Source organism: Intrasporangium calvum, assembly GCF_028446585.1.
GTDB classification, from domain to species: domain Bacteria; phylum Actinomycetota; class Actinomycetes; order Actinomycetales; family Dermatophilaceae; genus Intrasporangium; species Intrasporangium calvum_A.
Genome location: NZ_JAPFQL010000011.1, coordinates 23,093 through 34,785, shown reverse-complemented (window position 1 = coordinate 34,785; position 11,693 = coordinate 23,093). Strand labels below are relative to the sequence as shown.

The following is an 11,693-nucleotide window of genomic DNA, read 5'->3' as shown; positions in this document are numbered from 1 at the left end:
CTCGGCGCTCCGATCCTCCCTCGCTGGCGCTCGGTCGATTCTCACGCCGTCGTCGTCAGTCGAAGTGCACGTCCAGGCCGTGGTGCGGGAACACCGCCGACCGCGTCGCCATGATGGCCCGGTCCACCTCGCTGCCCGGGTCGTAGCCGAGGTCCCACGAGCGCCACCACAGCGGCCCATCCTGAGTCGTCAGGTCACCCATGCGGCGCGGCGCCGGTCGGCCCGTCACCTGCTCGACGTGCTCGCGCCAGTCCTCCGGGATCTCCGTGGCCGTCGGGATCGGACGGTGCGCGGCGATCGCCGTGAGGTGCGTCCACGTGCGAGGCACGACGCCCACCACCTCGTAGCCACCACCACCGAGCGCGACCCACTTGCCCTCGCACACCTCGTGCGCGAGCCGGTGGAGCGAGTCCGCGGCCGAGCGCTGCGCATCGACGGTCATCGCGAAGTGCGCCAAGGGATCCTCGGCATGGGTGTCACAGCCGTGCTGGGTGATGAGCAGGTCCGGCTTGAAGGACCGGACGATCGGCATCACCGTGGCGTGGATGGCCCGCAACCAGCCCGCATCCGAGAGCCCCGGCGGCAGTGACACGTTGACGGCCATGCCCTGCGCGTCCGGGCCGCCGATGTCCGTCGGCCACCCCGTCCCCGGAAAGAGGGCGCGACCCGTCTCGTGCAGCGAGATCGTCAGGACACGCGGGTCGTCCCAGAAGATCCGCTCGACGCCGTCGCCGTGATGCACGTCGACGTCGACGTAGGCGACCCTCTCGGCGCCGTGGTCGAGGAGCCACTTGATGCCGACCGCGATGTCGTTGTAGATGCAGAAGCCACTGGCCCGGTCAGGCATCGCGTGATGCAGGCCACCGGTGAAGTTCACGGCATGGCTGGTCTCCCCCTCCCAGACCGCGCGAACCGAGTCGACGGTGCCGGTCACGATCCGGGCACTCGACTCGTGCATGCCCTCGAACGCCGGGTCGTCCTCGGTGCCGATGCCGCGGGCGGGGTCCGCCTCGTCCGGGTCGGCGGACGCCGCCTTGACCGCCGCGACGTACTCCGTATCGTGGATCGTCTCGAGCAGTTCGTCGCTCGCCGGCTCGGCCCCACACACCTCGACACCGGGAGCGTCGAACAGGCCGAGGGCCTCGCACAGTCGAGCCGTCAGGTCCAGCCGGATGGGCGCCATGGGGTGGGTCGGCCCGAAGTTGTACTTCGTGAACGAGGGGTCCCAAACGACGCGGGCCTGACTTGGCATGATTGAGACGCTATCGCGTCCCTGCAGGGCGCGGACTGTGGACGAAGGGAATCCCATGGCGCGGAACAAGTTGTTCGAGGACGACGTGCTCGTCATCGGCCTCGGACGTTTCGGCTCCGCCGTCGCCATGGAGCTGACCAAGCTCGGGCATCGGGTCATCGCCGTCGAGCGCAACAACGCGCTGGCCGAGTCGTATGTCAACAAGTTCGCCAAGGTCGTGCACGCCGACATGGCTCAGGCCTCGGCCATCGACATGATCCGGGCGGCTGAGCCGAAGATCGCCGTCGTCGGCATCGGCTCCTCCGTCGAGTCCTCCGTGCTCGCCTCCGCCAACCTCGTCGACGCGGGCGTCCCGTCGATCTGGGCCAAGGCCCTCTCCCAGGAGCACAAGCGCATCCTCGACCGCATCGGCGTGCACCACGTCATCTCGCCCGAGTCCGACGCTGGCCGGCGAGTGGCCCACCTCGTCAACGGCCGGCTGCTGGACTACATCGAGTTCGACGACGGCTTCGCCATCGTCAAGATCAAGCCGCCGTCGGAGACGATCGGCTTCACGCTGGAGCAGAGCCAGATCCGCCGGAAGTACGGCGTGACCGTGGTGGGGGTCAAGGCGCCGGGCGAGGACTTCACCTACGCGGTGCCCCAGACCAAGGTGTCGCAGCACCACATGCTCATCGTCAGCGGCCCGACGGAACTGATCGAACGGTTCGCGGCGCGCCCCTGAGGCCGCCTGGCGGGCTCAGGAGCGCGGGATCGGCTCAGGGCCCGACCACTCCGGGGTCCTGCCCGAGCGGCAGGACCATCGCGATCTCCTCTTCGCCGTCCTCCGCCGACGCGACCCCCATCGGGCGGCGCTCATCCGTCGGCCGGAAGCCCATGCCGCTGGCGAAGGCGACCGCTCGGCCGTTCTCCGTCCCGACCCAGTAGTAGAGGTGGCTCTGGCCGCGGCGCTGGGCGAGCGCCGCGCCGTTCTTCACGAGGGTGGTGGCCACGCCCGTGCCGCGCAGCTCTGGCTTGACCCACAGCCCGAAGAGCTCGCCGGCGTCGGCCCCGTCGTCGGTCTCGGCCGTGCCCACACTGACCACGCCCACAGCGGCGCCGTCACGCTCCGCGATGAGCCGGGCTGAGCGCGTCATCCGGGTGCGCCAGAAGTCTTCGTCGAAGGCTGCTTCTTGCTCGAGGGTGGAGGCGAAGGCCTCGGGTGACTCGCGAAGGGCCTCGAGCCGCACCTCCCGATAGTCCTGCCACTCCTCCTCGCCCAGGGGGCGCACGGTGATCTCGCTCATGGCACCACCTTGGCATGGGGCCCGTGGCCCTGCACCTGAGGGTCGGTGAACTCACGGTGACCCGCACGGGCCGGCCCTCGTGCACGGTGGATCAGAAGCGGTGGACCATCTCGATCTCGTGGATGTCCTCGCGCCGAGGATGGGGCTCCGTCCCACCCGTCCGGACGAAACCGCACCGCTCGTAGAGCGCCAACGCCCCGACATTGTGGCTGCCGACCTCGAGCACCACCTCGGTCTTGCCGAGCCGCCGTGCCTCCTGGAGCACGGCGTTGACCAGCGCCTCACCCACGCCTCGGCCACGAGCGCGCGGGGCGACGTAGAGCCCGAACAAGGTCGCGGTCGTGGCCCGCTCGGGCTCCCAGTGCGATCCCAGCCCGGCGCTGCCGATGGTCCCCTGCTCGTCGCGGGCATGGAGGAGCCAGGCGCCCTCGATCCGCTCCCGCCAGTCGGCCTCGTCGTAGACGGCCTCGTCGGCGTAGGTGAACCAGAAGGCGTCGGGAGCGTCCCGGAGCATCTCGAGCCGGATGTCGCGGTGGCCTTCCCAGTCGTCCGGGCGGACCTCGTGCAGATGGATTCGTGGAGGGAGAGAACCGCTCATGCCCCCAGCCTGCCACGGGCCATTTCGAGTGGCGACCGTCACACTCCCCCAGTAGGTTCGCGACCGTGCGACCCGACCGGTCGCCGTGCAGTCACCCAGCCTCCCGATAGGAGCACTGTGAAACCAGCAGCAACCCGGACCTTGGTTATCGCGGCCGCGGCAGCCCTGAGCCTGACCGCGTCAGTCGCGGCGGGGATGGCCACCGCCGCCCCGGCAGGTCCCGACACCAGCTACCTCGTCCTGGCCCCGGAGGGCGCGTCCACCGCCGAGGCGTCCGCGCGGATCGCCGCGGCGGGAGGCACGGTCGTCGCCGACTACGCCAAGATCGGCGTCCTCGTCGCGCGGTCGACCAACCCCGGGTTCGCGACCGACGTGCAGGGTCAGGGCGTCGAGTCGGTCGCCTCCACGGAGGGGCTCGGCTCGATGCTCGAGGAGGCCGAGACCCTCGGCGAGGTCTCGGTCGAGGACGCGACTTCGGCCGGCGACCCGAGCGGAGAGCCGTTGTGGGACCTCCAGTGGGACATGCCGCAGATCGACCTCCCCGAGGCGCATGCGGTGACGACCGGCTCGTCCGACGTCGTCGTCGGGGTCCTCGACAGCGGCATCTCGAGCACCCACCCCGACCTCGCGACCCAGATCGCCAAGGACAAGAGCGCCTCGTGCCTCGGTGGTGTCGCCGACACGAGCGAGGCCGCCTGGAACCCCACGACCTCCGACCACGGCACGCACGTCGCCGGCACCATCGCTGCGGCCATCAACGGCGTCGGCGTCACGGGTGTCGCTCCCGGCGTCAAGGTGGCCTCGGTCAAGGTCGTCAGCGACGCCGGCTACATCTTCCCCGAGGCTGCCGTCTGCGGGTTCATGTGGGCTGCCGAGAACGGCATGGAGATCACCAACAACAGCTACTACATCGACCCGTGGGAGCTGAACTGCCGGGACGACGAGCGGCAGCGGCCGGTGTGGCTCGCGGTCCAGCGCGCCATTCGCTACTCCCAGAGCAAGGGCGTGCTCAACGTCGCATCGGCAGGCAACTCCAACTACGACCTGCAGAAGAAGAACCACGACAGCGGCAGTCCCAACGACGGGAGCGCCCCGGTCGAGGACCGTGTCGTCAACTCGGCGTGCCTGGTCCTGCCGGGTGAGGCCCCCGGCGTCGTCACCGTCTCCTCGACCGGTCCGACGCACCAGAAGTCGTACTTCTCGTCCTACGGCCAAGGTGTCGTCGACGTGACGGCACCCGGTGGTGACGCCCGGTTCCGCACCCAGGGCGCGTCCGTGATCGCGGCAGACGCGATCCTGTCGACGACGTGGAACAAGACCACCGGCGCGAACGGCTGGGGCTACAAGCAGGGCACGTCGATGTCCGGCCCGCACGCCGCGGGCGTCGCCGCCCTGGCGATCTCCGCACACCCGGGGCTGAAGCCGGGCTCGCTCGCCTCGCACCTGGAGCGGACTGCCACGCCGCTCTCCTGCCCGGAGGGCGTCTACGACCCGGTGCCCCTGCTGCCCAATGGTCATGGCTCGGACTACCAGGCAACCTGCTCGGGCGGGTTGCGCACCTCGTTCTACGGCGCCGGCGAGGTCAACGCCTTCGCGGCCGTCAAGTAGCGGGGAGACCAGACGCGGGCGCGGTTCGTGCAGGTGCTGCCTGCCCGAACCGCGCCCCTGCCTGGTGAATGGGGTCAGACGTGGCCGGACGCGAGCTGCCGGGACCGGGCCGCCGCGGCCTCCATGGCATTGACGAAGGCGGCTCGCACCTTGTGGTCGTCGAGCTGGCGCAGCGCCGCCACCGTCGTGCCGCCCGGCGAGCTGACCTGCTCGCGCAGCACCGTCGGGTGCTCGTGCGTCTCCTTGAGCATCGTGGCGGCGCCGTAGAGCGTCTGGACGACGAGCTCGGTGGCCGTCGCCCGGGGCAGCCCCAGCACGACACCAGCCTCGATCATCGCCTCGACGACATAGAAGATGTAGGCCGGGCCGCTGCCGGAGATCGCGGTGACCGCGTCCAGGTGCTTCTCCTCGAGGCGCACGACCTTGCCGCAGGAGGACAGGAGGGCTTCCGCCTCCGAGAGGTGGGCGTCCGTGCAGTGACGGCCTGGCGAGATGCCGGCCATCCCCTGGTCGACGAGGGCCGGAGTGTTCGGCATCACGCGGACGACCGAGGAGCCCTCCGGCAACCTCGCCTCGAGGAACTCCGTCGTGATGCCGGCCGCCAGGGAGACCACGGTGTTGCCCTCGCGGACGTGGTCCCGGATCTCGTCGAGCAGCCCCTCCATGTCCTGCGGCTTGACCACCAGGACGAGAGTGTCGGCCAGGTCGGCCGCCTCGGCGTTTGAGAGCGCGCGCACGGCGTACTTCTCCGCCAGCAGTGCCGCCCGCTCCGGGTTGCGCTCCGTGATGACGAGGTCCCCGGCGTCACGGCCCGAGCGCAGCAGCCCCGACAGCAGCGTCTCGCCCATCACACCGGCGCCGAAGATCGCAGTGGTTCCCATGGGTCAGCCTCTCGTTGCCAGTCCGCGGACGAAGAACATGACGTTGGCCGGCTTCTCCGCCATCCGGCGCATCAGATAGCCGTACCACTCCTGGCCGTAGGGGATGTAGACCCGCATCTGGTCGCCGCGGTCCGAGATGCGTCGCTGCTCGTCGGGCCGGATGCCGTAGAGCATCTGGTACTCGAACGACGTCGCGGCGCGTCCCGCCTGCGCTGCCAAGGCTCCCGCGATCTCGACGAGCCGAGGGTCGTGCGTGGCGACCATCGGATAGCCGTCCCCCTGCATGAGGATCTTCAGGCAACGGACATACGCCTTGTCCACCTCTGCGCCCGACTGGAAGGCGACCGACTCGGGCTCCTTGTAGGCGCCCTTGCAGAGCCGGACCCGTGAACCGGCTGTCGCCAGGTCCCGGCAGTCCGCCTCGGTCCGGTACAGATAGGACTGGAGCACCGCCCCGACGCTGGGGAAGTCGGCCCGCAGCTCGCGCAGGGCCTCGAGGGTGGCGTCCGTCGTCGTGTGGTCCTCCATGTCGAGGGTGACGGTCGTGCCCGCCAGGTCGGCCAACGTGCAGATCTCCCGGGCGTGCTCGAGGGCGATCCGGTCGCCGTCGCCGGGGAGTGCCTGCCCGAGCGCACTCAGCTTGAGCGAGACCTCGACCGAGCCGTTCTCGGTGAGTCCCCCGTCCCGGAGTGCGGTGAGCAGCTCGAGGTAGGCGTCCTTGGTCTGCTTCGCCAGGGTCAGATCCGTCGTGTCCTCGCCCAGGTAGTCGATCGTCGCCATCCGGCCCGTGGCCGCCATCTCCGAGGCAGCGCGCACCGCGTCGGCGTGCGCGGCGCCCGGCACGAACCGCTTGACGACGGAGCGAGAGACCGGCGCCTTCTGGATGACGTCGCGAATGGCCTCCTGCTTGGAGAGCTGAAGGAGCGAGTTGCGCAGCAGGTCGCTGGCGTCCACTGGGACCTCCGATCGGTCTTGGCCACCGTCACCGTGGTGGCTGCCGCAAATCTACCGCCGTGCGGCAGACTCACCACATGGACGTACGGCTCCCGCTTGACGACCTCGGCGCAGGCCTCGGGGAGGCCGCGACGGTACTCCGCGCCAACGCCATGGCCGCCGGTCTCGACACGCCCGTGCCCACCTGTCCCGGCTGGACCGTCGCTCGCATGGTCGCGCACGTCGGCATGGCCCATCGCTGGGCCGCGGCACACCTCGCAGGATCACCCGTCGACGACCCGGAGGGCCTGGAGGAGGCCGCCCTGTCGCAGCGGGACCTGCTCGGGTGGTTCGACGACGGTGCCACGGCACTGCTGCAGGCCATCGTCGACGCCCCCGACGACCTCACGGCCTTCGTCTTCCTCAAGAACGCGCCGCCGGCGAAGGTCTTCTGGGCCCGGCGACAGTGCCACGAGACCACCATCCACGCCGTCGACGCCCTCGCCGCGCGGCTCGGTCGGCCCCCACACCGCAGCGAGGTCTGGATCCGCCCCTCCCTCGCGCTCGACGGCCTCGACGAGCTGCTCCGCGGCTTCGTCCCGCGCCGGAGCCAGGGCATCCACCCGCCCACCGAGACCACCGTGCTCGTCAGCCCCGATGACTCCCCCGTCTCCTGGCGGCTCGGCATGGGACCCGACCACCCCGTCGAGGTCACCGTCGACGACGGACCGAGCCCAGCGGCATACGGCAGCATCGACCGAACGCTCGCGGGGCACCCGGTGGACCTCTACCTGCGACTGTGGAACCGGAGCGCCGACATCGACCCGTGGTGGCACGAGCTCGTCACCATCACCTGGAAGTGAGCCCCGATGCCCGCACTCGACCACCTCGTCAAGGAGGCCTACCCACGCTCGACGAAGTACGACGCCAAGTGGCTCGTCGACCTCGACATGGGTCCACACCCGCTCTGGCTCCTCGAGGACCTCGCGACCGACCTCGACCTGCGACCCGGGATGCGCGTCCTCGACCTCGGGTCCGGGCTCGGCGCCACCTCCGTGTTCCTCGCGAAGGAGTACGGCGTGCGCGTCGTGGCGGCCGACCTCTGGGTCGACCCGACGGAGGCAACCGAGGTCTTCCGGAAGGAGGGAGTCGACGATCGCGTGCTCCCCATGCGCGTCGACGCCGGCCAGCTGCCCTTCGGGGCACGCGCGTTCGATGCCATCGTCAGCATCGACGCGTGGGAGTACTTCGGGACCGGTGACCACTACCCGCCCTACCTCGCGAGATTCCTCAAGCCCGGAGGCCAGCTGGGGGTCGCCACTCCGGCCCTCACGACCGAGGTCCGCGAGCTCGGCGAGATCCCCGAGCACATCGACAAGGTCGTCGGGGCCGAGACGGCCGCCTGGCACACCGCGGCCTGGCTGCGCAGCCAGTGGGAGTTCTCCCGGGCCTTCGCATCGGTCACCGCTCGCGAACAGGTCGATGCGTGCGCCAACTGGCTGCTCTGGGAGCGGGCCGTCATGGAGCTCAAGGGACGCATGACCTCGCCCGTGCAGCAGATGCTCGAGGCCGACGGCGGCGCCTTCGTGACCTTCGCCCTCGTGACCGGGCGAGTGACATGAGCGTCGACGAGCGGGATCTGGGCTTCCTGCGGCGAGCGGTCGAGCTGGCCCGGCTCGCACTCGAACGCGGCGACGAGCCCTTCGGCTCCGTGCTCGTCTCGGGCGAGGGCGAGGTGCTCTTCGAGGACCACAACCACGTCGTCGCGCTGGAGGGGACGCAGCATCCGGAGTTCGCGATCGCCCGCTGGGCCGGAGCACACCTCGAGCCGGCCGAGCGGGCGCTGGCCTGCGTCTACACGTCCGGCGAGCACTGCCCCATGTGCTCTGCGGCGCACGGATGGGTCGGGTTGGGGCGGATCGTCTACGCCGCCAGCTCGGCGCAGCTCGGGCAGTGGCGAGCGGCGTGGGGACTGCCGGCCGGGCCGGTGCGTGGCCTGGCGATCCGGGAGGTCGTGCCGGACGCGGTCGTGGACGGGCCGGCGCCCGAGCTGGAGGCCGAGGTCAGGGCGCTGCACGAGGCGTGGGCGCGGCGGTCCTGAGGCCCGGGTCGCCCGGCCGCCATGTGCGGACCCTGGTCCCCGAATGGCGGGATGCCGGCCCGCGCGGCCGCCATTTGGGGGCCCTGGTCCCCGAATGGCGGAGGGGCGGGAGGAGCGCCAGTGACTCCGGGGCTGGGAGCGAGCTCAGCGGCATACGGCGGGGAGGGTGGTTTGGGTACAGGAGGGGCGTTCCGCTGACGGCGAACAGGAGGCCGAACGTGCGTGGCACACGCTCAGGATGGGAACACTCACGCACGGGCCCGCGTTGTGCGGGGTGCCTGCTCACAGCGGGCGCAGATAGCATCGAGGTATCTCGATCAGGCAGGAGAAGACATGTTTGAACGGTTCACCGATCGGGCCCGACGGGTGGTGGTCCTGGCGCAGGAGGAAGCACGCCTGCTCAACCACAACTACATCGGCACCGAGCACATCCTCCTGGGTCTGATCCACGAAGGTGAGGGCGTGGCCGCCAAGGCTCTCGAGAGCCTCGACATCTCGCTCGAGGCCGTGCGGGCGCAGGTCCAGGAGATCATCGGCCAGGGACAGCAGGCCCCGACCGGTCACATCCCCTTCACGCCGCGCGCGAAGAAGGTCCTCGAGTACTCCCTCCGCGAGGCGCTGCAGCTCGGCCACAGCTACATCGGCACCGAGCACATCCTCCTCGGCCTGATCCGCGAGGGCGAGGGCGTCGCCGCCCAGGTCCTCGTAAAGCTCGGCGCGGAGCTCAACAAGGTGCGCCAGCAGGTCATCCAGCTGCTCTCCGGCTACCAGGGCCAGGGCGGCCAGGGCGAGAAGACCGGCGCGGGCGTCGGCCAGGCGACCGGTGAGGGCACCCCGGCGGGCTCCCTCGTCCTCGACCAGTTCGGCCGCAACCTGACGCAGGCCGCCCGCGAGGGCAAGCTCGACCCGGTCATCGGGCGCGAGAAGGAGATCGAGCGGGTCATGCAGGTGCTGTCCCGCCGCACCAAGAACAACCCCGTCCTCATCGGCGAGCCCGGCGTCGGCAAGACCGCCGTCGTCGAGGGCCTGGCCCAGGACATCGTCAAGGGCGAGGTGCCCGAGACGCTCAAGGACAAGCAGCTCTACACCCTCGACCTCGGCTCTCTCGTGGCCGGCAGCCGCTACCGCGGCGACTTCGAGGAGCGCCTCAAGAAGGTGCTCAAGGAGATCCGCACCCGCGGCGACATCATCATCTTCATCGACGAGATCCACACGCTCGTCGGTGCCGGTGCGGCCGAGGGCGCCATCGACGCCGCGAGCATCCTCAAGCCGATGCTCGCCCGCGGTGAGCTGCAGACGATCGGCGCGACGACGCTCGACGAGTACCGCAAGCACATCGAGAAGGACTCGGCCCTCGAGCGCCGGTTCCAGCCGATCCAGGTGCAGGAGCCGACGCTCCCCCACACCATCGAGATCCTCAAGGGCCTGCGGGACCGCTACGAGGCGCACCACCGGGTCACCATCACCGACAGCGCTCTCGTCGCGGCCGCCAACATGGCCGACCGCTACATCAACGACCGGTTCCTCCCGGACAAGGCGATCGACCTCATCGACGAGGCGGGAGCGCGCCTGCGCATCCGCCGGATGACGGCTCCGCCGGACCTGCGCGAGTTCGACGAGCGGATCGCCCACCTGGTGCGCGAGAAGGAGTCCGCGATCGACGGGCAGGACTTCGAGCGCGCGGCCCGCGTCCGCGACGAGGAGAAGAAGCTGCGCGCCGAGAAGGCCGAGCGCGAGGCGCAGTGGAAGTCCGGCGACATGGACGTCGTGGCCGAGGTCGATGACGAGCTCATCGCCGAGGTCCTCGCAGCCAGCACGGGCATCCCCGTCTTCAAGCTGACCGAGGAGGAGTCGAGCCGACTGCTCCACATGGAGGACGAGCTGCACAAGCGGATCGTCGGCATGAACGACGCCGTCAAGGCGCTGTCCCAGGCCATCCGGCGCACCCGGGCCGGCCTCAAGGACCCGCGGCGCCCCGGTGGGTCGTTCATCTTCGCCGGCCCGACCGGTGTCGGCAAGACCGAGCTGGCCAAGACGCTCGCCGAGTTCCTCTTCGGCAGCGAGGACGCGCTGATCAGCCTCGACATGTCCGAGTTCTCCGAGAAGCACACGGTGAGCCGACTCTTCGGCTCCCCGCCCGGCTACGTCGGCTACGAGGAGGGCGGCCAGCTGACCGAGAAGGTCCGCCGCAAGCCGTTCTCCGTCGTGCTCTTCGACGAGGTGGAGAAGGCCCACCCGGAGATCTTCAACAGCCTGCTGCAGGTCCTCGAGGACGGCCGCCTGACCGACTCGCAGGGTCGGATGGTCGACTTCAAGAACACCGTCATCATCATGACGACCAACCTCGGCACGCGGGACATCTCCAAGGCGAGCATGGGCTTCAGCGCCGGACCCGACAGCCGCTCGGACTACGAGCGGATGAAGGCGAAGGTCACGGACGAGCTCAAGCAGCACTTCCGGCCCGAGTTCCTCAACCGTGTCGACGACACGATCGTCTTCCCGCACCTGACCCGCGAGGAGATCACCCAGATCGTCGACCTCGAGATCGCCAAGCTCGACAAGCGGCTCAAGGACAAGGACATGGGCATCGAGCTCACGCAGGCAGCGAAGGACCTGCTCGCCAAGAAGGGCTACGACCACGTGCTGGGCGCCCGGCCGCTGCGCCGCACCATCCAGCGCGAGATCGAGGACGCCCTGTCCGAGAAGATCCTCTACGCGGAGTTCACTTCCGGCCAGTACGTCAAGGTCGACACCGAGGGCGAGGGCAAGGAGGAGAAGTTCACCTTCTCCGACATGGCTCGGCCCGGTCACCGGCCGGCCGACGACCTGCCGGAGCTGCCGGACGGGCCCGCCCTGGACGAGGCCCTCGGGGCCGAGTTCGTCGGCGTGCCTGACCCGACCCGCGACGTCACCGGCAGCGCGGGACCGTCCGCGCCGTCGGGCACTGAGACGGCCTGAGGTCGCGAGCCGACCAGACGGACACAGACGAAGGGGCCGAGGACAACTCCTCGGCCCCTTCGTCTCCCCTGGATCA

The 11,693-nt window shown here is 70.0% G+C and carries 11 protein-coding genes; 6 read left to right on the top strand and 5 right to left on the bottom strand.

Translation table 11 applies throughout. The features are described from left to right. Window positions 1-55: 55 nt before the first annotated feature. On the bottom strand, window positions 56-1,252 hold the full coding sequence (locus OO014_RS04030; protein WP_272460989.1) for an acetoin utilization protein AcuC: 1,197 nt from the start codon (window positions 1,250-1,252) through the stop codon (window positions 56-58). 55 nt (window positions 1,253-1,307) lie between these two features. On the opposite strand from OO014_RS04030, the gene OO014_RS04025 reads away from it, so the two are divergent. Next, the gene (locus OO014_RS04025; RefSeq protein ID WP_272460988.1) at window positions 1,308-1,976 is read left to right on the top strand and encodes a potassium channel family protein; all 669 of its coding nucleotides are present in this window, start codon (window positions 1,308-1,310) and stop codon (window positions 1,974-1,976) included. A 34-nt stretch (window positions 1,977-2,010) separates the two neighbouring features. On the opposite strand, the gene OO014_RS04020 is transcribed toward OO014_RS04025, so the two are convergent. Then, window positions 2,011-2,538: a GNAT family N-acetyltransferase gene (locus OO014_RS04020; RefSeq protein ID WP_272460987.1), complete on the bottom strand. Its 528-nt coding sequence runs from the start codon at window positions 2,536-2,538 to the stop codon at window positions 2,011-2,013. A 91-nt stretch (window positions 2,539-2,629) separates the two neighbouring features. Next, the gene (locus tag OO014_RS04015; RefSeq protein ID WP_272460986.1) at window positions 2,630-3,136 is read right to left on the bottom strand and encodes a GNAT family N-acetyltransferase; all 507 of its coding nucleotides are present in this window, start codon (window positions 3,134-3,136) and stop codon (window positions 2,630-2,632) included. Window positions 3,137-3,253: 117 nt separating this feature from the next. On the opposite strand from OO014_RS04015, the gene OO014_RS04010 reads away from it, so the two are divergent. Beyond that, window positions 3,254-4,744 carry a S8 family peptidase gene (locus OO014_RS04010; RefSeq protein WP_272460985.1) on the top strand — a complete coding sequence of 497 codons (1,491 nt, stop codon included), beginning with the start codon at window positions 3,254-3,256 and terminating at the stop codon, window positions 4,742-4,744. A gap of 74 nt (window positions 4,745-4,818) precedes the next feature. Here the strand turns inward: OO014_RS04010 and proC are convergent, their stop codons facing one another. Both proC and OO014_RS04000 read right to left on the bottom strand, forming a co-directional pair. Continuing rightward, on the bottom strand, window positions 4,819-5,625 hold the full coding sequence (gene proC / locus OO014_RS04005; protein ID WP_272460984.1) for a pyrroline-5-carboxylate reductase: 807 nt from the start codon (window positions 5,623-5,625) through the stop codon (window positions 4,819-4,821). A gap of 3 nt (window positions 5,626-5,628) precedes the next feature. Beyond that, window positions 5,629-6,579 carry a proline dehydrogenase family protein gene (locus OO014_RS04000; RefSeq protein ID WP_272460983.1) on the bottom strand — a complete coding sequence of 317 codons (951 nt, stop codon included), beginning with the start codon at window positions 6,577-6,579 and terminating at the stop codon, window positions 5,629-5,631. Between the two features lie 77 nt (window positions 6,580-6,656). On the opposite strand from OO014_RS04000, the gene OO014_RS03995 reads away from it, so the two are divergent. The 4 genes from OO014_RS03995 to OO014_RS03980 all read left to right on the top strand — a co-directional run bounded on the left by OO014_RS03995 (window position 6,657) and on the right by OO014_RS03980 (window position 11,617). Next, entirely contained in the window at window positions 6,657-7,421 is a 765-nt protein-coding gene (locus tag OO014_RS03995; RefSeq protein ID WP_272460982.1) for a maleylpyruvate isomerase N-terminal domain-containing protein, read from the top strand. Window positions 7,422-7,427: 6 nt separating this feature from the next. Then, window positions 7,428-8,180, top strand: a complete 753-nt coding sequence (locus tag OO014_RS03990) for an SAM-dependent methyltransferase (RefSeq protein ID WP_272460981.1) — start codon at window positions 7,428-7,430, stop codon at window positions 8,178-8,180. Beyond that, entirely contained in the window at window positions 8,177-8,659 is a 483-nt protein-coding gene (locus OO014_RS03985; RefSeq protein WP_272460980.1) for a nucleoside deaminase, read from the top strand. Before OO014_RS03990 ends, OO014_RS03985 begins: the two co-directional genes overlap by 4 nt. Before the next feature lie 333 nt (window positions 8,660-8,992). Next, a complete protein-coding gene (locus OO014_RS03980) occupies window positions 8,993-11,617 on the top strand; it encodes an ATP-dependent Clp protease ATP-binding subunit (RefSeq protein ID WP_272460979.1) in 2,625 nt (874 codons plus the stop codon). Window positions 11,618-11,693 lie beyond the last annotated feature (76 nt).